The 21,582-nt window shown below is 61.0% G+C and carries 19 protein-coding genes; 10 read left to right on the top strand and 9 right to left on the bottom strand.

Annotated elements, in window-relative coordinates; genetic code table 11:
- Window positions 1-27: 27 nt before the first annotated feature.
- On the bottom strand, window positions 28-2,193 hold the full coding sequence (locus GGD46_RS24030) for a mechanosensitive ion channel family protein (RefSeq protein ID WP_184708710.1): 2,166 nt from the start codon (window positions 2,191-2,193) through the stop codon (window positions 28-30).
- A 170-nt stretch (window positions 2,194-2,363) separates the two neighbouring features.
- Between GGD46_RS24030 and GGD46_RS24035 the strand changes: the two genes are divergently transcribed.
- The gene (locus GGD46_RS24035) at window positions 2,364-3,317 is read left to right on the top strand and encodes a hypothetical protein (RefSeq protein WP_184708712.1); all 954 of its coding nucleotides are present in this window, start codon (window positions 2,364-2,366) and stop codon (window positions 3,315-3,317) included.
- 27 nt (window positions 3,318-3,344) lie between these two features.
- Here the strand turns inward: GGD46_RS24035 and pncB are convergent, their stop codons facing one another.
- The 7 genes from pncB to GGD46_RS24070 form a co-directional block, all read right to left on the bottom strand.
- Complete coding sequence (pncB, locus tag GGD46_RS24040) at window positions 3,345-4,649, bottom strand: nicotinate phosphoribosyltransferase (RefSeq protein WP_184708713.1); 1,305 nt, start codon at window positions 4,647-4,649, stop codon at window positions 3,345-3,347.
- 305 nt (window positions 4,650-4,954) lie between these two features.
- Entirely contained in the window at window positions 4,955-5,914 is a 960-nt protein-coding gene (locus GGD46_RS24045) for a glyoxylate/hydroxypyruvate reductase A (protein WP_184708715.1), read from the bottom strand.
- Between the two features lie 11 nt (window positions 5,915-5,925).
- A complete protein-coding gene (locus GGD46_RS24050) occupies window positions 5,926-7,563 on the bottom strand; it encodes an ABC transporter ATP-binding protein (protein WP_184708717.1) in 1,638 nt (545 codons plus the stop codon).
- Window positions 7,560-8,714 carry an ABC transporter permease gene (locus GGD46_RS24055; protein WP_184708719.1) on the bottom strand — a complete coding sequence of 385 codons (1,155 nt, stop codon included), beginning with the start codon at window positions 8,712-8,714 and terminating at the stop codon, window positions 7,560-7,562. The genes GGD46_RS24050 and GGD46_RS24055 overlap by 4 nt, the downstream gene beginning before the upstream one ends.
- Window positions 8,714-9,805: a microcin C ABC transporter permease YejB gene (locus GGD46_RS24060; RefSeq protein ID WP_184708721.1), complete on the bottom strand. Its 1,092-nt coding sequence runs from the start codon at window positions 9,803-9,805 to the stop codon at window positions 8,714-8,716. The genes GGD46_RS24055 and GGD46_RS24060 overlap by 1 nt, the downstream gene beginning before the upstream one ends.
- A gap of 183 nt (window positions 9,806-9,988) precedes the next feature.
- Window positions 9,989-11,827 (bottom strand): extracellular solute-binding protein, encoded by a 1,839-nt coding sequence (locus GGD46_RS24065; protein ID WP_184708723.1) that lies wholly within the window; start codon window positions 11,825-11,827, stop codon window positions 9,989-9,991.
- Between the two features lie 108 nt (window positions 11,828-11,935).
- The gene (locus tag GGD46_RS24070) at window positions 11,936-12,556 is read right to left on the bottom strand and encodes a TetR/AcrR family transcriptional regulator (RefSeq protein ID WP_184708725.1); all 621 of its coding nucleotides are present in this window, start codon (window positions 12,554-12,556) and stop codon (window positions 11,936-11,938) included.
- Between the two features lie 50 nt (window positions 12,557-12,606).
- Between GGD46_RS24070 and GGD46_RS24075 the strand changes: the two genes are divergently transcribed.
- The 7 genes from GGD46_RS24075 to GGD46_RS24105 all read left to right on the top strand — a co-directional run bounded on the left by GGD46_RS24075 (window position 12,607) and on the right by GGD46_RS24105 (window position 19,555).
- Window positions 12,607-13,176: a hydrolase gene (locus GGD46_RS24075; protein ID WP_184708727.1), complete on the top strand. Its 570-nt coding sequence runs from the start codon at window positions 12,607-12,609 to the stop codon at window positions 13,174-13,176.
- Window positions 13,177-13,320: 144 nt separating this feature from the next.
- Window positions 13,321-14,355, top strand: a complete 1,035-nt coding sequence (gene mepA / locus GGD46_RS24080) for a penicillin-insensitive murein endopeptidase (RefSeq protein WP_184708729.1) — start codon at window positions 13,321-13,323, stop codon at window positions 14,353-14,355.
- Window positions 14,356-14,452: 97 nt separating this feature from the next.
- Entirely contained in the window at window positions 14,453-14,833 is a 381-nt protein-coding gene (locus GGD46_RS24085; protein WP_184708731.1) for a methylglyoxal synthase, read from the top strand.
- A gap of 35 nt (window positions 14,834-14,868) precedes the next feature.
- Window positions 14,869-15,891 (top strand): glucokinase, encoded by a 1,023-nt coding sequence (locus tag GGD46_RS24090; RefSeq protein WP_184708733.1) that lies wholly within the window; start codon window positions 14,869-14,871, stop codon window positions 15,889-15,891.
- 328 nt (window positions 15,892-16,219) lie between these two features.
- Window positions 16,220-17,959, top strand: a complete 1,740-nt coding sequence (locus GGD46_RS24095; RefSeq protein WP_409527710.1) for an ABC transporter ATP-binding protein — start codon at window positions 16,220-16,222, stop codon at window positions 17,957-17,959.
- Between the two features lie 14 nt (window positions 17,960-17,973).
- On the top strand, window positions 17,974-18,798 hold the full coding sequence (dapB, locus tag GGD46_RS24100; RefSeq protein ID WP_184708737.1) for a 4-hydroxy-tetrahydrodipicolinate reductase: 825 nt from the start codon (window positions 17,974-17,976) through the stop codon (window positions 18,796-18,798).
- Window positions 18,799-18,919: 121 nt separating this feature from the next.
- On the top strand, window positions 18,920-19,555 hold the full coding sequence (locus GGD46_RS24105; protein ID WP_184708739.1) for a 2,3-bisphosphoglycerate-dependent phosphoglycerate mutase: 636 nt from the start codon (window positions 18,920-18,922) through the stop codon (window positions 19,553-19,555).
- Window positions 19,556-19,646: 91 nt separating this feature from the next.
- Here the strand turns inward: GGD46_RS24105 and phnF are convergent, their stop codons facing one another.
- Window positions 19,647-20,381: a phosphonate metabolism transcriptional regulator PhnF gene (gene phnF, locus GGD46_RS24110; protein WP_184708741.1), complete on the bottom strand. Its 735-nt coding sequence runs from the start codon at window positions 20,379-20,381 to the stop codon at window positions 19,647-19,649.
- Window positions 20,382-20,482: 101 nt separating this feature from the next.
- Between phnF and phnG the strand changes: the two genes are divergently transcribed.
- Together phnG and phnH are read left to right on the top strand one after the other, a co-directional pair.
- Window positions 20,483-20,959, top strand: a complete 477-nt coding sequence (phnG, locus tag GGD46_RS24115) for a phosphonate C-P lyase system protein PhnG (RefSeq protein ID WP_184708743.1) — start codon at window positions 20,483-20,485, stop codon at window positions 20,957-20,959.
- Window positions 20,959-21,582: a phosphonate C-P lyase system protein PhnH gene (phnH, locus tag GGD46_RS24120; protein WP_184708745.1), complete on the top strand. Its 624-nt coding sequence runs from the start codon at window positions 20,959-20,961 to the stop codon at window positions 21,580-21,582. The genes phnG and phnH overlap by 1 nt, the downstream gene beginning before the upstream one ends.

The following is a 21,582-nucleotide window of genomic DNA, read 5'->3' on the forward strand; positions in this document are numbered from 1 at the left end:
CGGCAAAGGCAGCCAGGAGCGGCATCGTCAACCCGCAGTCTGCTCGCCCTCGACGCCCGCCGCCCGCATCTGCATAAGCTGGCGGGCTGCCGCGGCGGTGGCATCCTTGTCGCTGGCGACCTGCACGGTCGGCAAGGCGAACTGGATGCCATTGTCATCGAAGGCCTGCTTGATGAGGGCCAGCGCGCTGCGGCGGATGACGGAGAGGTCGTTGGGCTTGGCGGTGATCGCCAGCCTGATCTCGATGGCAAAATCGCCGAACTGCTCGACGCCCTTCATCTTCAGCGTCTGAATGATGCTGGGCTTCAGGTCCTCATCTTCGAGCAATCGCTGGCCGATGTCCTTAATGATCTTCTTCAGCTTCACCAGATCGGTATCGTAGGTGACCTTGACGATGATCTTGTCGATGGCCCAATCGCGGTTCATGTTGTTGACCGCGCCGAGCGAGCCGAAGGGGATGGTCGCCAGTGGGCCGCGCTGGTGGCGCAGCTTCACCGAGCGCAGGCTGAAGGATTCCACTACGCCCTTGTAGCGGCCGCTTTCGATATACTCGCCAATGCGGAAGGCGTCGTCCCAAAGGTAGAATATGCCGCTGATCACGTCCTTGACGATTGTCTGGGCGCCGAAACCGACGGCAACGCCGACGACGCCGGCGCCAGCGATCAGCGGCCCGATCTGGACGCCTAGACCGGAGAGCACCATCATGATTGCGATGATGCCGATGACGACAGCGAGAATGTTGCGGAAGATCGGCAGCAGCGTCTGCAGGCGGGCGCGGCTCGCCCTCATCTCTTCGGAATCGCCGACGGCGGGGAGCGATTGCATCACCTTGCCGTCTATGTAGGTCTTTGCCAGCTGCCAGACGAGATCGGCTACCAGCAGGATGACGATGCCGCCGAGAATGCCGCGCGCAATTTTGCCGATGACCGATTCACTGCCGCTCATCATCGCATGCGCCTCGACACCAAGCACCTTTCCGAGCCAGAGTGCCGCAAAAGTAATGATCAGCGCACGCACACCGCGATCGAGAAGCACGGCCGCGAGCTTGCCGGCTCCGAAAATGCCATCGGCTGCGTCGTGCAGCGCCTCGATTGCCCGCGTGGACACAGAAAGAATGCGCGGCAGCAGGACTGCATAAATGCCGATCCATAAGAGGCCGTCGAAGCCGGCGACCCATAGGCTCCACAGTGCCGCGAAGAATATCGTCAGCAACCACGAAGCCGTCTTCGTCCCGCGCTTTTCCGATGAGACGGGCCTCGACCACACGGCGGAAACAGCAATCACATAGAGGCCAATGCCGAGCGCATAGCCGATGAGATCGCGCGCGCCGGCTGAAAAGCCAAGCGAGGTCACGGCCTCCATGATGGCCCAACCACAGGCGAAATAGGTGGTGAACACCATGCATCGCCGATACCAATATATCGCCACGCTGCGCCTTTCGGCGATGCGCGCGGTGCCGCCATCCTCGTCCAGAATATCGTTCGCCCGGCGCATGGCGATCAGCTCCATCAGCAGCTTGCCAATGGCGAATGCCAACCGGATGGAAACAAGTGCGATGACGCAGGCGATGGCAAAGCTCTCAATCACCGGCGGCCAATCGAAGGCCAGAAGCGGAACGAGGGTCGCCAGACCATGGACGATGGCTGGCACGACGCCACCTAGAAACTGAAACCGTGCAGCCTGCAGCTCGGTCTCTGTGCCGGCGGCGGCCGCTTCACGCTGCGCGCGCCTTGCATTAATGAAGCGCGCGACCGCGAGTTCCGCCACCAAACCCAGGAAAAAAAGTATCACGACCTGGATGATGATGCGCAAGACGCCGACCGTTCGGCCCTCGTCCTCCAGCTTTTCGGAAGCCGTCATCACCTCAAAGGGCAAGGTCATCGCTGCCCCAGAGACGATTTCGAAGTGGCGGCGCGTATGACCGAGCATGCCAGATAGTACGGACATCTGGTCGCCGTTCGCCGAAGCTGGATCGGGAACGACAGCGGGCTGATTGTTCAATTGCGATGCGAGCCATTGCCGGACATCCGGCTCGTTCATCAACTGGATGAGCTCGCGCACCTTGTCGGGTGCCGGCGTCGCCGGTTGCGCGGCGGCAGAGCTCTGGGCGAACGAAGAAACGGGAGCGAGCAACGCGAACAGACAAAAAAGCAGCGCCCCGACCGACCGCCTGCCACCCCCGACATTCCTCATGCGCGCCGCCCTTCCCACGATCGGTCCTCTTTCCCGCAGACTATACGCCTTTTTGCTGCGGGCAAGCAGGCACTTACCGCCATGCTCCCGCGTCGCCGCGTCGGCATTGCCGCAGGGCGGTTGCCGCGCTAGGTTCTGCGGCAGGTACCGTTTGATGCTTGGGGACGCGCGTGTTCAATTTCCTGAAAAAGCTCTTCGGTAGGGGCAAGCAGGTGGAACAGGGGCCGCCGGCTCCAGCGACACCGGACGTCGTCCCCATCAGGACGCTGGATCTCAACATCCCCGACGAAGCCTTGCAGGACGAAGCCCGTTTTGCGACCTATCTGCAGGAGCGGCTGCCGTTTTTCGGCGACCTGATCAGGATCGACTACGATGCCAACGTCGGAAGTCTGACGCTGCACAGCCGCAGCGGCGATACGATGACGAAGTTCCTCAGCAACGCGTTGCTGGCGCTCAGGGAAAAGCGCGGACCGGTTCGCGCCCATGCGCTGTTGAACTACCTCAACATGGCCGAAACCATGGAGGACAACAGCGAACTCGGCAGCGTCCTGCCGGTGTTAAAGGCGCGTGATTTCATTGACGTTGCACGGCAGCAGATGATGCACGCCTTCAAGGATGACCCGGATCCGCCGCAATTCGTCTATCTCGACGAGACGGAGGGCCTGATCAAGCTCTTCGTGGTCAACGGCGAGACCAACGTCAGCTACGTGATGTCGACGACCCTGGACGACTGGGGCATCGACGCAAGGGAACTTGCCGAACTGGCGCAAGGAAACCTGCAGAAATTCGTCGACAAGACCGGCCTGCAGATCGCCAAACGCAGCCGATTTCAATATATCGAGGTGGATGGCCAGTTCGAATCCAGCGTCGCCTTTCTGCCGAATTTCTGGGCGCAGATTCAAGAGCAGTCCAACGGTGCCGCGCCGATCGCCGCGTTCCTGTCCCGCGACAAAGTGTTCTTCACCCACGAAAAGGATGTCGAGGGATTACAGCTTCTGGAGCTGATCAGCGCCGATCTTAGCGACGTGCCCTACGTTATTTCGCCGGATCAATATCGATGGGAGAATGGCCGGTGGACGCTGTTCAGGCGCGTCGCCCGGATGGAAGCGGCGAGCCACCATTAAAGCAGCTCGCGACATCGCCCGAAAATCTTAGACGAACACTTCCTTATCGACTCGGTCTTCCGCACCGAAGAACTTCAGGTAGCGCTCGACCTCCAGAGGATCGCCGGTCGCCTTCTGGGGATTGTCAGAAAGCTTGACGGCCGGGCGGCCATTGGCTTCGATGACCTTACAGACGATGGAGATGGGATTCAAACCCTTGAGTTCGGTCGGCGCGCAGCCGGCGAAATCGTTGGTCAGGTTTGTGCCCCAGCCGAAGCTCATGCGAACGCGGCCGTCGAAATGCTTGTAGGTGTCGATGATGGCGTCGACGTCGAGGCCGTCGGAGAAGATCAGCAGCTTCTGGCGGGGATCGCGACCCATCTTCTTCCACCAGTCGATGATCTTCTCGCCACCTTCGATGGGCGGAGCGCTATCGGGGCGGAAACCGGTCCAGTCGGCGACCCATTCCGGCGCATTGCGCAGGAAAGAGGCCGTGCCGAAGGCATCGGGCAATACGACGAGAAGGTTGCCGCCATAAAGGCGGTTCCAGTCGCGCAGCACCTTGTAGGGCGCCTTGCCGAGCTCTTCGTCGTTCTGCGCCAGTGCGGCGGCGACCATCGGCAACTCATGCGCATTGGTGCCGACGGCTTCAAGGTCGGAATCCATAGCGAGCAGCACATTGCTCGTACCGGTGAAGGCATGCGGCACGCCTTCCTTCAGTGCTTCGACGCACCAGCGCTGCCAGAGGAAGCTGTGTCGGCGGCGAGTGCCGAAATCCGAGATGCGCAAGCCCGGCAGCTCCCGCAGCCGCTCAACCTTTTCCCACATCTTGGCCTTAGCGCGGGCGTAGAGCACATCGAGCGTGAAGGGGCCGAGTGTTCTTAGCGCCGAGCGCGAACGAAGTTCGTTGATGATCGCGAGTGCGGGGATTTCCCACATCGTCGTTTCCTTCCACGAACCGTGGAAGTCGAGAATATACTGACCGTCACGCTTCGAGAGCTCGTACTCCGGTAGCTGGAAATTCGACAGCCAGGCGAGGAATTCCGGCTCGAATATCTGGGCGCGGCCATAGAAACTGTTACCCGCCAGCCAGATCATCTCCTTCTTGGAAAGCCGCAGCGTGCGGGCATGATCGAGCTGCTCACGCAACTCCTTCTCGTCGATCACTTCGGCAAGACGGACGCTCTTGGTGCGATTGATGAGCGAGAAGGTGGCGTCGACATCAGGGTAAAGCTTCCAGATCATCTGGAGCATGAGAAGCTTATAGAAATCCGTATCGATCAGACTGCGGACGATCGGATCGAGCTTCCAGGTATGATTATAGACGCGGGTGGCAATATCCGTCTTGGTCATGTCGTTCCTGCCCCGCCTCCTGCCCTGCGGACGTCATGCTTTTCGCCAGCGGGCAAGCCGGCATGCGTTTGTAGCGCTCTGTTATCAAAAAATGTTGAGCGAATGTCCAGTCGCTGAAAGAAAATTGATACCAGAGCCAATTGAGCGATATCGCGGGCAACGATCGACACGAAAAGCTTTGATCGCCGCCTTCGCAAACAGACTTGGAGCATTTCCACTTTTCTTCGAGTCGCGAAAACGCTCCATGTGTTTGTTTTCACGCAATGCCGGACGGAAAACCGCTTCGCACTTTTCCTGCGATTGCTCTAGTAACCCAGGTTGCGATCCACCAGATGCTGCAGCGGTTCGCCGCGCTCGAAGCGCGCGATCTGTTCCTCTACATGGCGCATCAGCGCCCTTTCATCCGACACTGCGGAATCGTGCGGCGTGATGATGACATTGTCCAGGCCCCAAAGCGGATCGTCCGCCGCAAGGGGTTCGACGGCGAAAACATCGAGCGAGGCACCGCCGAGAGTGCCGGTCTCGATCGCCAGTACGATATCGGCCGCCACCTGGCTCTTGCCGCGGCCGGCATTGATGAAGACCGGCTTGCCCAGCGCACCATCGCGGCGAAGCCTCGAAAAGAGCGAGGCATTGTAGATACCCGTCGTCTCCGGCGTCAACGGCAACAGGCCGACAAGGATATCGGTGCGCGCCAGAAACGCATCGAGCCCGCCGGCATCGAAGGTTTCCGTGCCATCAATCTGCTTTCTGGTGCGGGACCAGCCGATGACGTTGAAACCCATGACCTTCAATTTCGCAAGGACATCGCAGCCGAGAACGCCAAGCCCCATGACGCCGACCGTAATGTCGGCTGCTTCTGGACCATGCTGCGGCGCCCATACACGCTGACGCTGGCTCCTGAAGTGGCCCTGAACATCGCGCAGGTGCATCAAGCATTGCATGACGACCCATTCGCTCATACGTGTCGTGAGGCTGCGATCGACGAAGCGGACGATCGGGACATCGGGCAGGCCGGCGATGGACATCATCGAATCGACACCGGCGCCGCCCGAAAAGATAACCTTCAGATTGGGTGCGCGCTGAAAGAGATCCGCATCCGGCTTCCACAGGAGCGCGTAGTCGGCCTGCGAGAGGTCGGCATCCTTATTGGCGGGATCGGCGAGATTGATGCTGCGGCGATCGGAAAAGGCCGTTTCGAGGATTTTGGCAATTGCCGCGGGATCGAATTTGAGGTCGATAACGATAGGGTTTTTGGCCGGCATGGTTGAAGTCTTCATTGTTTGATGGCGGCGGTCGGCACCGCCTCGATGTTGAATGCTGCGGCGAGAAGCGCTTTGGTATAATCCTGTTGCGGCGCGCGGAAGATATCGGCGGAAGCACCCTGCTCCACCACCTTGCCGAAGCGCATGACGATCAGCTCATTGGCAAGCGCCTTCACCACTTTCAGATCGTGGCTGATGAAGAGATAGGCGAGATCGTGCTTCTTCTGCAGGTCGCGCAGCAAATCGACCACCTGTGCCTGTACGCTCATGTCGAGCGCCGAGGTCGGCTCGTCCAGCATGACGAAACGCGGCTTCAGCACCATGGCGCGGGCGATGGCGATGCGCTGGCGCTGGCCGCCGGAGAATTCATGCGGGAAGCGCCAGCGAGTGGACGGGTCGAGGCCGACCTCCTCCAGTGCCCAGCAGACGCGCTTGTCGCGCTCGTCGGCCGAAAGCGACCGCTCATGAACCTTCAGCCCCTCGGCGATGATCTCGCCGACCGACATGCGCGGGCTGAGCGACCCGTAGGGATCCTGGAAGACTACCTGCAGCTGGTTGCGCAGCGGCCGCATCTCGCGGAATGAATAGCCGGCTATATCCTTCCCCACGAAGGCGATACGGCCCTTTGAGGAAATAAGCCGGGCGAGCGCAAGCCCGAGCGTCGTCTTGCCCGAGCCGGATTCGCCGACGACACCGAGCGTCTGGCCGGCCCTGAGCTTCAGATCGATGCCATCGACCGCCTTCACATGATCGACGACCTTGCGCATGAAGCCGGCCTTGATTGGGAACCAGACGCGTATGTCATTGCCTTCCATGACCACGGGCTTGCCGTTATCGCTGGCCGGCGGCTCGCCACGCGGCTCGGCTGCCAGCAGGTGGCGGGTGTACTCATGCTGCGGCCGGGTGAAGACGTCTTCCACCGTGCCGGTCTCGACGATGTGGCCCTTGGTCATCACGCAGACGCGATCGGCGAACTTGCGGACGATGCCGAGGTCGTGGGTGATGAACAGCATCGACATGCCGTGTGCGCCCTTGAGCTCGCGCAGCAGTTCGAGGATCTGCGCCTGCACCGTCACGTCGAGCGCCGTCGTCGGCTCGTCGGCGATCAGCAATTCCGGGCGGTTGGCGAGCGCCATGGCGATCATCACGCGCTGGCGCTGGCCGCCGGACAGCTCGTGCGGATAGGCCTTGAGACGCTTTTCCGGCTCACGGATACCGACCTGGTTCAAGAGCTCCAACGTGCGGTTGCGGGCAACATCGCCAACCATACCCTGATGCAGGGCCAGGATTTCGCTGATCTGCTTTTCGATCGAATGGAGCGGATTGAGCGAGGTCATCGGCTCCTGGAAGATCATCGTAATGTCGTTGCCGCGCACGGCACGCAGCTCGCTATCCGATGCCTTCAGCAGATCCTTGCCCTTGAACAGGATCTCGCCGGAGGGATGGCTTGCCGCCGGATAGGGCAGCAGCTTCAGGATCGAATTGGCCGAGACCGACTTGCCCGAACCGGATTCTCCAACCAGCGCCACGACCTCGCCGCGATGGATATCGAAGGAAATGCCGTCGACGGCAATCGAGGTGTGCCCGCCCTGATGGAAGGCGACCGACAGATTGCGAACGGACAGCAGCGGAGTGGAGTTTTCGCTCATTGGAACGTCTTCCTCGGATCGAAGGCGTCGCGCACAGCCTCACCGATGAAAATCAGCAGCGACAGCATGATCGACATGGTGAAGAAGGCAGAAAGCCCCAGCCAGGGAGCCTGCAGGTTGGATTTACCTTGGGCGATCATTTCCCCCAGCGACGGTGAGCCGGGCGGCATGCCGAAGCCTAAGAAATCCAACGAGGTGAGCGTAGAGATCGAACCCGACAGGATGAAGGGAACGAAAGTCAGCGTCGCCACCATCGCGTTCGGCAGCAGGTGGCGATACATGATGGTGCGGTTGTTGACGCCGAGCGCGCGAGCGGCACGCACATATTCGAAATTGCGCGCCCGCAGGAATTCGGCACGCACGACGCCGACAAGACCCACCCAGGAAAACAGCAGCAATATGCCGAGCAAGATGAAGAAGCCGGGCGGCAGCACCGAGGCGATGATCAGCAGAATGTAGAGCACCGGCATGGACGACCAGATTTCGATGAAGCGCTGCATCAGAAGATCCGTCCAGCCGCCAAAATAGCCCTGTATCGCACCGGCGCAGACGCCGACTACGGCCGAGCAGATGGTGAGCGCCAGGCCGAACAGCACCGAGATGCGGAAGCCGTAGATCAGGCGGGCGAGCACGTCTCGCGCCTGATCATCGGTACCGAGCAAGTTGAAATTGCTCCAGTTGCAGTTCGGGTCGGAGATGCCGCCGGCATAGCCCGAGCAGCGCTTTTCCTTGCTCATTGCCCAGAAGGGCGGGGTCGGCGCCGACATTCCAGTGGGCAGGTTGGAATTGGCGGTCTGATAGGAATAGTGGATCGGCGGCCAAATCATCCAGCCATTGGCATTGATCTCGTCCTGGATATCCTGGGCGCGATAATCCGTCTGCGCGAGGAAGCCGCCGAATTTCTCTTCCGGATAGTCGACGAAGATCGGCGCAAGGATCTCGCCCTTGTAGGACATAAGGATCGGCCGGTCGTTGACGATGAACTCGGCGCCAAGGCTGAGGACGAACAGGACAAGGAATATCCAGAGCGACCAGTAGCCCCGGCGGTTCGCCCTGAAATTCTCCCAGCGACGCAGGTTGGTCGGCGAGAACAGGCCCTTGCGCGGCGGCTTTTCGACCGGCGTGGAAGCCGGAGTGCTGGCTGCGTCCATCACACGTCCCTCCGCTCGAAGTCGATGCGCGGATCGATCCAGGTGTAGATCAGGTCGGAAACGAGGCTGACGACGAGGCCGAGCAGCGAGAAGATAAACAGCGTCGCAAAGACAACCGGATAGTCGCGCTGGACGACGGAGAGATAGCTGAGGCGGCCAAGGCCATCGAGCGAGAAGATGTTCTCGATCAATAGCGAACCGGTGAAGAAGGCGTGAATGAAAGCGCCGGGAAAGCCGGCGATGACGATGAGCATGGCGTTGCGGAAGACATGACCATAAAGCACGCGCCGTTCCGAAAGCCCCTTGGCGCGGGCGGTGATGACATATTGCTTCTTGATCTCTTCGATGAAGGAATTCTTGGTGAGCAGTGTCGTGGTGGCAAAAGCCGCGAGCGACAGCGAAATCAGCGGCAGCACCAGATGCCAGAAATAATCGAGGATCTTCTGCCACCAGTTGAGATCGGCGAAATTATCCGAGACAAGGCCGCGCAGCGGAAACCAGTCGAAAAAGGAGCCGCCGGCGAACAGCACGATCAGCATGATGCCGAAGAGGAAGCTCGGAACCGCATAGCCGATGATGATGATGCCCGACGTCCAGACATCGAAGGTCGATCCGTCCTGCACCGCCTTGCGAATGCCGAGCGGAATGGAGATCGTGTAGGAAAAGAGCAGAATCCAGACGCCGAGCGAGATCGACACGGGCAGCTTCTGGCCGATGAGATCGATGACCGTCGTGTTGCGGAAGAAGCTCTCGCCGAAATCGAAGCGGATATAGTTCCACATCATCTGACCGAAGCGCTCCAGCGGCGGTTTGTCGAAGCCGAACTGCTTGTCGAGCTTGGCGATCAGCTCGGGATCGAGCCCCTGTGCACCGCGATATTTCGAGCTGCTGTCGTTGAAAGCCTGCTGGGTCGCGGTGTCGGTGCCGCCCGACAGGCGGTTGCTGGCATTGTCGCCCTGCCCGGTCAGCTGCGCGATGACCTGCTCCACCGGCCCGCCCGGCGCGAACTGCACGATAGTGAAGGAAATGGCCATGATGCCGACGATGGTCGGGATCATCAGCAGCAGGCGTCGCAGAATATAGGCGCCCATCAGCCGGTCGCCTCCTCGAAGAGGAATATGTCCTGCCTCGCCTCAATCCATCTATCGATCAATTCACATTCCCTTCCGCCGGCCCTTCCGCCGAATTGAAACCGGCGCAGTCATATCAGCTTGAAATTATCCGAATCAGCCTCGAGCATTTGGAGGCAGCGAGCCTCTTATTGCAAGAGAGGCTCACTTTCCGGCGCTTTTCGACCACCAGACCTCGGGAAAGCCGATCGAGTAGTAGGGCAGCTCAGGCAGATGCTCGAACTTGTCCCAATAGGCGATCCGAGTTGTCGTCCCGTAGAAGGTGGGCACAACGTAATGGCGGGCAAGCAGTACGCGGTCGAGCGCCCTGGTGGTGGCTTCCTTCTCCGCGACGTCCTTGGCAAGGATCACCTTCTGAATGAGTTCGTCGACGCCGGGGTCGGCAATGCCGGCATAATTGCGGGATCCTTGACGATCGACAGAGGCTGAGCCCCAGAAATCGGCCTGCTCATTGCCAGGATTGAGCGTTTCAGCCCAGACATTCCAAATCATGTCATAGTCGAAACTGCGGATGCGGTTGACATATTGCGAAGGATCGACCGTCCTGACGCTGGCATCGATGCCGATGCGCTTTAGGTTCTGGATATAGGGCAGCACCGACCGTTCGTAAGAAGGATTGCTCAGCAACAGCTCCAGCGTGAACGGCTGACCGGTCTGCGCATTCACCATCTTGTTGTTCTTGAGGACCCAGCCCGCATCCTTGAACAGAGCGATTGCCTTGCGGAAATTGTCGCGCGCTTTCTGTGGGTCGCCGCCGACGGGATTGGCGTAGGGAGCTGTGAAGACCTCGGCCGGCACCTTGTCCTTGATGCTGTTCAGAACATCGAGCTCCTGGCCCTGCGGCAGACCGGAGGAAGCGAATTTGGTGCCGAAGAAGAAGCTGTCGACACGCGTCAGTTTCCCGAAGGAGAGGGTTCGGTTCAGCTCCTCGAAATCGTAGACATAGTTCAGCGCCTCGCGGATACGCTGATCCTTGAACCGTTCGCGCCGCATGTTGGGAACGAGCGCCTGCATGATGCCAACCGAGCGCAGCGTGTTGGGAAGTTCGTCGCGCCTGATACGGCCATCTTTGGCGGCCGGAAAATCGTAGCCTGTCACCCAATGGCTCGTCGAATTGTCCTGCCAGTAGTCGATGGCACCGGCGCGAAAGGCCTCGAACGCGACATCATAGTCGGAGAAATAGACATAGCTGATCGAGCCGAAATTGTTCTCGCCGACATTGACCGGCAGGTTCTTGCCCCAATAATCGTCGCGCAACTCGTAGCGGATTGAAGCACCCGGCTGCATGGATGCGATCTTGTACGGGCCGGATCCCAAGACTGGTTCCAGCGTCGTGCGCGAGATATCACGCGGCTTGCCATCGGGACCGTTTGCTTCCCACCAATGTTTCGGCACGATGGTAATCGTGCCGAGGATCGAGGGTAGTTCCCGGTTGTTTTTCTCATCGAAGCGGAAGGTGACGTCGCGCTCGCCGGTCTTTTCCGCGCTGACGACATGCGCGAAGTAGCTGGTCGCCATGGGATTGAGTTCTTTGGTCTTCTCGAAGCTGAAGATGACGTCCTCCGGCGTCACGGGCGTCCCATCGGCCCATTTCGCCTCGGTGCGCAACCGAAAGACCGCGCTCGAAACGTCATCGGGATAGGAAACGCCTTCGGCCAGCAGGCCATAAGAGGAATTGGCCTCGTCATCGGCCTTCTTTAGCAGCGTATCGTAGATCAGCTCCGTGCCACTTGCGACATTGCCCTTCAGTAGCACCGGATTAAGGGTATCGAAGGTGCCGCTGGCCGACAGCTTCACTTCACCGCCCTTGGGCGCATCCGGCTTGACATAGTCAAAATGCTTGAAGCCTGGCTGATATTTGAGATCGCCGAGAATGGCCGTGCCGATGCGGAATTGCGGTTCTTCGGCTTTCGAGGATACCGGCATTGCCAGCAGGCAAACAAGAGAAGCGACCAAGCCTGCTTTCAACCGTGACAATGCCATTCATGATCTCCCGATAATTGTGCGGGAATCAGCATAAGGCAAATGAGGGCAAAAAACAGGACGCAATTACTCATCTCATCGCCCCTGAACCGCTCGCCAACGGCGCACTCAGATCTGAGGAGCGGCGTCCTCCAGGCGGCGGCGCAGCATCAGGCGCAGCTCGCCGATAATCCGCCGGTCCTCCGCCGCATCCGGATCGCTGGCAACGACGGCGGCGATACGCAGCAGTTCGAGCACGATACCCGACATCAGGCCGATATCGGCGGAGATCGGCGGTTGCGCCCGGCGCAGGACACCGGCAATCAGCTCCTTCAACTCGGCACGTGAACGCGCCTTGCGCTCCTTTGGAATATCGCGCCGCCCGGCAAGCGCTGCAAATTCCGGATATGTCTCCATGAAGGCCGCGAGAGCGTCGAAGATCGCCTCGCCGCACTCGGCTGCGGAAAGGCCGGTGCTACCCTCCGCCATGTCGCGAAGTCCTGCCTTCAACCGATCCAGACGATCGACGTGCAGCGCCTCGGCCAGCAGGGGTTTGGTTGGAAAGAACTGATAGAGCGAGCCGATAGAGGAATGCGCTTCGGCAGCGATCTCCGTCATGGTCGCAGCATCATAGCCCCTTCGCGCAAAGACCTTGCCGGCGGCATCCAGCAGAATGACGACCCGCTCGTGGCCGCGCTGACGCTTCGGGATCCGGTTCTTCAATTCTTCACTTGATTTTTGTGAGGCCATCCTCATATTTCCATTGTGAGGACATCCTCATGTTTTCTGGAGCCCGCCCGATGTCACTTTTCGACCCAAAGACCACCGCCCTCGTTTCCATCGACCTGCAAGGCCTCGTGCTCAGCCGGCCGCTCGCGCCCTATTCTGCCCGACAGATCATCGCCAATACCGTCGCCATCGCAAACAAGCTGAAGGCCGATGGCGGCACCACCGTTTTCGTAACGGTCGGATTCTCTTCGGACTATGCCGACGCTGTCAATCAGCCGACCGACGAAACCTTGGTGCTTCCCCCAGGTGGTTTGCCCGCTGCCGCGCTGGAAGCCCCCGCCGAGATGGCGGCGCTGACGCCTGATGTCGCCATCGTCAAACGCCAATGGAGCGCCTTTTACGGGACGGAACTCGATCTTCAGCTTCGCCGCCGCGGTATCAACACCCTGATTCTGACAGGCGTCGCCACCAATTTCGGCGTGGAATCGACGGTACGCGATGCTTACGCGGCAAATTATGCCGTCATCGTTGCCGAAGATGCAGTATCGACCTTCTCTCAGGGCATGCAGGATTTTTCCTGTACCAAGGTCATGCCGCGGCTGTCGCGCATCCGCAAGACGGCGGAGATTTTGGCGAACTGATCCATCCTTAGAGATGGCCGAGAGCGGCAAAGGCGGGTGCGCTTTTCGGCCACCCGTGCTTGCTGCGGATTAACTTGAATCAGTTTTCAGGATAATCTCACCGCAAATCACTTCGGCCCGTCTCGGTCGTCTTCAAGGATATCAATGGTTTCCCTACTGGCTCGCACCCTTCAAACTATCGGCAAGGTCTCACTTGCAACCACGATCGGCATAGGCCTCTTGGCGGGCGATGTGCTGGCGCAGCAGGCGGCCCCGTCGCCGGGCAGCGCCAAGGCAGTTTTCGGAGCCGTGACGCTGCCGACCGCCGGACCGTCGCACTCGATCGGGTTCTATGCGAAGGGGTGCCTTGCCGGAGCCGTCGCCTTGCCGGCCGACGGACCGACATGGCAGGCCATGCGCCTTTCCCGCAACCGCCGCTGGGGCCGACCCGAAATGATCGGCCTTTTGGAGCGCCTGGCGCGCGACGCGGCGAAAAATGACGGCTGGCCGGGCCTGCTCGTCGGCGACATCTCGCAGCCCCGCGGCGGGCCGATGTTCAACGGCCATGCCTCGCACCAGATCGGCCTCGATGCCGACGTCTGGCTGACACCGATGCCTCGACACAAGCTCTCCACCGCCGATCGTGAGGCCCTGCCCTTCACCTCCATGCTGGCCAAGGACAAGTTCCTGACCATCAACGACAAGGTATGGACACCGGCGCATGCCCGCCTGCTGATGCGCGCGGCAAGCTATCCCGAAGTGGAGCGGATCTTCATCAATCCGGCGATCAAGAAGAAGATGTGCGACAGCTGGACCGGCGATCGCAGCAATCTCGGCAAGCTGCGGCCGGAATATGGGCACGACTCGCATTTCCATATCCGCCTGCGCTGCCCTCCCGGCTCTGAAGGTTGCACAGGACAGGCGCCAGTCGCCGCAGGCGACGGCTGTGACAAGACACTCGCCTGGTGGCTCGGCCCGGAGCCCTGGGCAAAGCCCAAGCCCAGCACGAAGCCGCCGGTAAAGCCGCGCGAAGTCATGGTTTCGGATCTGCCCAAGGCCTGCGGGGCGGTGCTGGCGGCACCGGCCGCCGCTTCCGCTCGCGCAGCCACATCCGCCGCCAAGCCTGCCGATGCAGCCCTGGAAACCGAAGCGATGCCCGTCTCGGGCAATACGCCACCCGGCAATATCCCGCAGCAGTGAGGCCCGAACCATCCTCGCGGGGCAGCCTTTCAAAACGCGCCCCCTTGGTATAGAAGGCGAATTAATCGATTGAAACCCGTTGCGGAGCGAAGACTTTATGGCCGGCAGCAAATGCATCGCGCTGATCGCGCATGATCAGAAAAAGGATGCGATGGCGGATTTTGCACGGCGGAACCAGGCGGCACTTGCCGATTGGCATATCGTCGCGACCGGTACGACCGGCGGCCGCGTGCTCGATGCCTGCCCCGACCTGAAAGTCACACGCCTGAAAAGCGGGCCGCTCGGCGGCGACCAGCAGATCGGCGCACTCATCGCCGCCAGCGAAATCGACATGCTCATCTTCTTCATCGATCCGCTCACCCCGATGCCGCACGACGTCGACGTCAAGGCATTGACGCGGCTTGCCGTTCTCTACGACATTCCGATGGCGCTCAACGAATCCACCGCTGAGCGGCTGATCAAAACACTGAACCATTAAATCCGCCTTGCCGGCGGCAGACCACGGACCTGGCCATGCCCGAGCTCAATCACAGCGACGCCCCTCTGCCTTTTCCCATCCTGATCGGCGATATAGGCGGCACGAACGCACGCTTCTCGATCCTTGCCGATGCCGAGGCCGAACAGGAACATTTTCCCGTCGTGCAGACGGCAAATTTCGAAACGATCGACGACGCGATCCGGCAAACTCTCGAGAAGAGCAAGGTACAGCCGCGTTCCGCGATCCTTGCCATGGCCGGCCCCGTGCAAGGCGACGAGATACCGCTCACCAATTGCGACTGGGTGATCCGTCCGAAGACGATGATCGCCAATCTCGGGATAGAGGATGTGCTCGTCATCAACGACTTCGAGGCGCAGGCGCTGGCAATTGCCGAGATTGCCGACGATCACCGCGAAACCATCGGCACGGCCTCTGAAAACAAGACCGCTTCGCGCGCCGTACTCGGGCCGGGCACCGGTCTCGGCGTGGCCGGCCTGGTCCACACCCAGCATCAGTGGATACCAGTGCCGGGCGAAGGTGGGCACATCGATCTCGGACCACGCACCGAGCGCGACCTGCAGATCTGGCCGCATCTGGAACCGATCGAGGGCCGCATCTCGGCCGAGCAGGTCATCTGCGGCCGCGGGCTTCAGAACCTCTATCATGCCGTCTGCGCAGCCGATGGCATCGAGCCGAGCCTCAAAGAACCAGCCGACATCACCAACCACGCCCTTGCCGGCACCAACACGCAGGCCGAGGAAACGCTGACGCTTTTCGCCACCTATCTCGGCCGCGTCGCCGGCGATATCGCCATGATCTTTATGGCGCGCGGCGGCGTCTACCTCTCCGGCGGCATCCCTCAAAAAATCCTGCCGGCGCTGCAGAAGCCGGAGTTCCGCGCCGCCTTCGAGGACAAGGCGCCGCATACCGAAATGATGAAGACCATCCCGACCCATGTGGTCACGCATCCGCTCGCCGCGCTGTCGGGACTTGCAAGCTATGCCCGCAGACCCACAAGTTTCGGCCTGGCGACCGAAGGTCGCCGCTGGCGGCGTTGATGCCTTCAAGCGGATATGCAGCTTCGCTTGAGCGGGCTGTCAATCTGCCGGCAGGGGCACTGCTGAGATCGGCTCGCGTGCCCAATGGCGGCAGCGGGAAGAGGCCGAACGTCTTTCCGATGAGGGCTCGTTCTCCTATAATGACGGGGGCTTCAGACATAGCTCTTAACCAGCGTGGCAAGCCGTCTCTAGCCAAAGCCGCCCTAAGTCTTTATAGAGCCGCGAAAGCATATGCCATGTGCGGCTCGCTTGGTTTGAGACAGGAAGCCGATTTTTGAAATCGCCCGATACCCAAAAAAACAACGTCGACAGCGAAGCCATCACCGGCATGCTGAAGCGCATCATCGCTGAAAACGGCCGTGATCATATTCGTGGCTACATCATTGCAATCAGCTGTTTGATCCTGGTGGCATTGTCGACCGGTTATATCGGCTACATCGTCCAATCCGTCATCGATAGCGCCTTCATCGCCCGCGATATCTGGCATGCCTGGACCATTTGCTTCAGTATTTTCGTCGTTTTCGTGGTGCGCGGATTTGCCGGATATTTCCAGTCGGTCATCTTGTCCAAAATCGGCAACAATATCATTGCCCGCTATCAGAGCCGCCTCTACACGCATCTCATGACGCTGTCGGTCGGGTTCTTCAGCGAGGCCCGCTCCGCCCAACTCGCCGCCCAGATCAGCCAGAACGTGTCCGGCATCCGCGATGTCATGAACCTGACGATCACCTCGACGGCGCGCGACCTGCTGACCTTCGTCGTCCTGCTCGGCGTCATGATTTTCCAGGATCCGGTGCTGAGCATAGCCTTCGCCGTCATCGCCCCGCCGCTGTTCCTGACGCTGCGCTACATCTCCAAAAGGCTGCGCTCCGCGACGCGCGAAGCAATCGTTCTCAACAGCCATGTGCTGGGCGCTATGCAGGAGACGATCCAGGGTATTTCCATCGTCAAGGCGTTCACGATGGAAAACGAGCTGGAGAACAAGATCGACAAGCTCATTACCGCGGCCGAACACCGGCAGAACCGTATCGCCCGGCTGTCGGAGCGCAACGGTCCGCTGATGGAAACCGTCGCCGGCTTCGCGATCGCCAGCCTTTTCGCCTATGCCGCCTACCGTTCGATCTACGACAACATATCCCCGGGCGTGTTCTTCTCCTTCGCCACCTCGTTGCTGCTCGCCTACGATCCGGCACGACGCCTCGCCAAGCTGCAGGTGCAGCTTGAACGCGCCGTGGTGAATGCGCGGATGATCTACGAGTTGCTCGACATGGAGCCTCGCCAGCGCGATCTGCCGGATGCTAAGCCGCTGGTCGTTACCGACGCCCGCATCGAGTTCCGCGACGTCGGCTTTGCCTATGGCGACGAAGCCGTTCTGTCCAGTGTGAGCTTCACGGCCGAGGGCGGTCAGACAACGGCGCTCGTCGGGCCTTCCGGCGCCGGCAAATCCACCGTCATCAATCTCATTCCACGTTTCTACGATCCGAAGGCCGGCTGCATCCTGATCGATGGTCAGGACATCGCGCATGTGACCAAGCAGTCGCTGCGGCATCAGCTCGCCTATGTCTCGCAGCAGCCCTATCTCTTCGAAGGCACGATCCGCGACAATATACGTTATGGCCGTCCCGATGCGACGAATGCCGAAATCGAGAACGCGGCCCGCCTCGCCTATGCCCATGACTTCATCACGGCGCAGCCGCTGGGCTATGATACGCCGGTCGGTGAAAACGGCGTGACGCTTTCCGGTGGCCAGCGGCAGCGCCTGTCGATCGCCCGCGCACTCGTCCGCAACGCGCCGATCCTGCTGCTCGACGAGGCAACCTCGGCGCTCGACACTGAGTCGGAAGCAGCCGTGCAGAAGGCGCTGGACGAAGCCATGAGCGGCCGCACCGTCGTCGTCATCGCCCATCGCCTGTCGACGGTCGTCCGGGCGGAAAAGATTGTCGTCATGCAGAACGGCCGCGTCGTGGAAGAGGGCAACCACGAGACGCTTGCAGAGGCCGACAATGGCCTCTACGCTCGCCTCAACAACCTTCAGCGGCCGGTCGCTTCCGGCAACTCCCGCAAATAGACGATAGAGACGATATGAGCGACGATGCGATGAAGCTGGTGGTGGTTGGCGCGGCGGGCCGCATGGGACAGGCTCTGATCCGGCTCATCCACGCCACCGATGGCGTAACCCTGCATGCTGCAGTCGCGCGTCCGGGCTCCGCCTTCATCGGCAAGGATGCCGGTGAGATCGCCGGGCTCGGCCCGATCGGCATTTCCGTGACCGACGATCCGCTCGCTGCGTTTCTCCATGCCGAAGGCGTCATCGACTTCACGACGCCGGCAACAAGCGTCACCTTTGCCGGCCTCGCCGCGCAGGCGCGCATCGTCCACATCATCGGCACGACCGGATGCTCGGACGAGGACGAAGCCAAGTTCAAGGCAGCCGCGCGCCATGCCCGCATCGTCAAATCGGGCAATATGGGCCTCGGCATCAATCTTTTGAGCGTGCTCGTCGAGCAGGCGGCCCGTGCATTGCCTTCAAACGACTGGGATATCGAAGTGCTGGAGATGCATCATCGCCACAAGGTCGATGCGCCCTCGGGCACGGCACTGCTGCTCGGCCAGGCTGCGGCCAAGGGCCGTGGCGTCGACCTCAACGACAATTCCGTACGGGTCCGCGATGGCCACACCGGCCCGCGCCCGGCCGGCACGATCGGCTTTGCAACCCTGCGCGGCGGCGGCGTGGTCGGTGATCACTCGGTGATCTTCGCCAGCGAGAGCGAGCGGCTGACATTGTCGCACAATGCCGGCGACCGGTCGCTGTTTGCGCGCGGCGCGCTGCAGGCAGCGCTCTGGGCGCGCGACAAGAAGCCCGGCTTCTATTCCATGCTCGACGTCCTCGGGCTCGCCACATGCTGATCCGACCCCGGAGCGGGCCGGCACGGAACTGCCGATCCGCCCAGCCTTTTATTGTCTCGCAGTTCCCGACGGAAAGCCGCTAGGCGCTTTTCCTGGAACTGCTCTATCAAGGAGAAATATTATGAGCGGTACTCTCGTTCTCGTTCGCCACGGGCAGAGCGACTGGAATTTGAAGAATCTCTTTACCGGCTGGAAGGACCCGGATCTGACCGCGCTTGGCGTCGAAGAAGCCAAGACCGGCGGCAAGGCTCTGGCCGACTACGGCATCAAATACGATATCGCTTTCACCTCGGATCTCACACGCGCCCAGCACACGCTGAAGATCATCCTTGATGAAATCGGCCAACCCGGCCTCGAAACCATCAAGGATCAGGCGCTGAACGAGCGCGACTACGGCGATCTCTCCGGTCTGAACAAGGACGACGCCCGCGCCAAGTGGGGCGAAGAGCAGGTTCACATCTGGCGCCGCTCCTACGACGTTCCGCCGCCCGGCGGCGAGAGCCTGCGCGACACCGGCGCGCGCGTCTGGCCCTACTACCTGACGGAAATCCTGCCCCGCGTGCTTGCCGGCCAGAACGTGCTGGTCGCCGCTCACGGTAACTCGCTGCGCTCGCTTGTCATGGTTCTCGACCGCCTCAGCAAGGCGCAGATCCTCGAGCTGAACCTCGCGACCGGCGTACCGATGGTCTACAAGCTCAAGGCCGATTCCACCGTCGCCTCGAAGGAAGTCCTCGGCGACATGTCCGGCGCGCATTGAGCGCAAGCATTCGGGCCTGAGGCCCCCTCAGCCTAGCCCTCTCCCCGCTTGACGGGGAAAGGGACGATCTTCCAGAGATTGCTTCGCAGCCTCAATTCTCGACCGTAAAGCGCACCCTGTCGGCGGCGAAGCGGGAAATCGAATATTGCACCGGGACATCGTCGAGATCCGCATTGAGCGCCTGGGCGACCAGAACGATGGCGCCCGGAGATAATTGCAGATCGCTCAGGTCGCTTTCGTCGGCATGAGTCGCCGTGATCTCGGTGACGACGCGCACATAGTCCGGCACGCCTAATTCCCGAAAAGCCTTAGTGATCGATCCGGTCGTCCGGTAGATCTCGGCGATATCGCCGAAACGGTCGGCCGGGAACCAGCTGGTGGCGCGCGATACCGGGCGATGATCCGCCTGGCCGAGCGTTTCCAAGCGCACAAGTTTTGTGCCGACATCGACCTTGAGCTGCCCGGAAAGTTCCGCATTTGCCGGCTCCTCACTGGAGGCAAGCAGGACGCTACGGGTTTCGCGCACCTGATCGCCGATCCCTTGCGAGAAGCGCGTACGCTTGGAGATCGGGAAGCTCAGCCGCTCCTTGCGCTCGATCAGCGTGCCGCGCCCCTGCACCGCCCGGACTATACCCTCCTGCGCCAGCGCGCCAAGCGCGCTGCGGATCGTGTGCCGGTTGACGCCGAACTGCAGCGCCAGCGTCGTTTCCGGCGGTACCATGCCCGTCTCGTCAAAATCACCGTGGCTGATCGACGTGCGAATCCTGTCGGCGATCTGCCGCCAGAGCGCCACGCCCGTCTGCCTCTGTATCTTCTGCCCTACCATCTCGCCCACTCGCCCTGTCACACGCTTGTCACGACTCACCAATAGATATAAATCTACATTGTATGGTTGTCTATATCAATAGACATTTAGAGGAAGATGCGATGAATTCAGCACAGAGGCAGGAAGCAGCCGCACAGGAGCGCCGGGAACGCAAGCGCGTTGCCGATCTTCTGGCGCAGGCCGAGCGCGACGAGCTAGAAGCGGCGTGGGAGGCATTGCCGAGCAAGCCGGTGGTGCAGCCGGTGCGCGGCCCGGAAACGGGGCTGGTCATGGTACGCGGCCGTATCGGCGGCGGCGGCTCGCCCTTCAATCTCGGTGAGGTCACGGTGACCCGCGCCACCATCCGGCTGGTATCCGGCACGATCGGTCACGCCCATGCGCTGGGCACGGATCGCGACAAGGCTCGTCTCTCAGCCATCTTCGATGCCCTTTGGCAGCAGTCGGCCACTAAGGAGTTCGTCGAGAAGACGATCCTGCTGCCGGTCACCGAGCGCATCGCCGAATATGACCGCAAACGCGCCGAAGAGACGGCTGCGACCCGCGTCGATTTCTTCACCATGGTTCGCGGAGAAGACTGATGAGCCTCACCACCTCCACCTTCGGCAACGATGCATTGACGGGCGGCTTCGCCGACCCGGTTTTCGACGGGCAGAGCGTCTTCAAGTTGATGATGGATGCAATGGCCCGCCCCGGCACCTTGCAGACCATCTCGACCGAGGTCGCACCTCCGGCGCCGCTCGGCATCGCCGCCGGCGCGATCGGGCTTACACTTTGCGATCACGACACGCCGGTCTGGCTCTCCACCAGCCTTGGACGGTCGAGCCTGCCGGAATGGCTGAGCTTCCATACCGGGGCGCCGATTATCCAGGAACGGCTCGAAGCGGCCTTCGCTTTCATCGAGACCGGCATGGCGCTGTCCTCCTTCAACCAGTTCGGCATCGGCACTCAGGAATATCCCGATCGCTCGACGACCATCATTCTTGAGATCGAAAGCTTCGAAGGCGGCAAGGATCTGGCGCTTTCCGGCCCGGGCATCAACGGCGTCAGCATGATCGCTCCCGTAGGCCTGCCGGACAGCTTCCTTCGCATCTGGAACGACAATCGCGCCCTCTTCCCGCGCGGTGCGGACCTCGTTCTGACCGCCGGCCGGCAGTTCCTCTGCCTGCCGCGCACCACCAAGATCATCGCGACGGAGATGTGA

The sequence above is a fragment of the Martinezella lusitana genome (assembly GCF_014207095.1).
GTDB classification, from domain to species: Bacteria; Pseudomonadota; Alphaproteobacteria; order Rhizobiales; family Rhizobiaceae; genus Rhizobium; species Rhizobium lusitanum_B.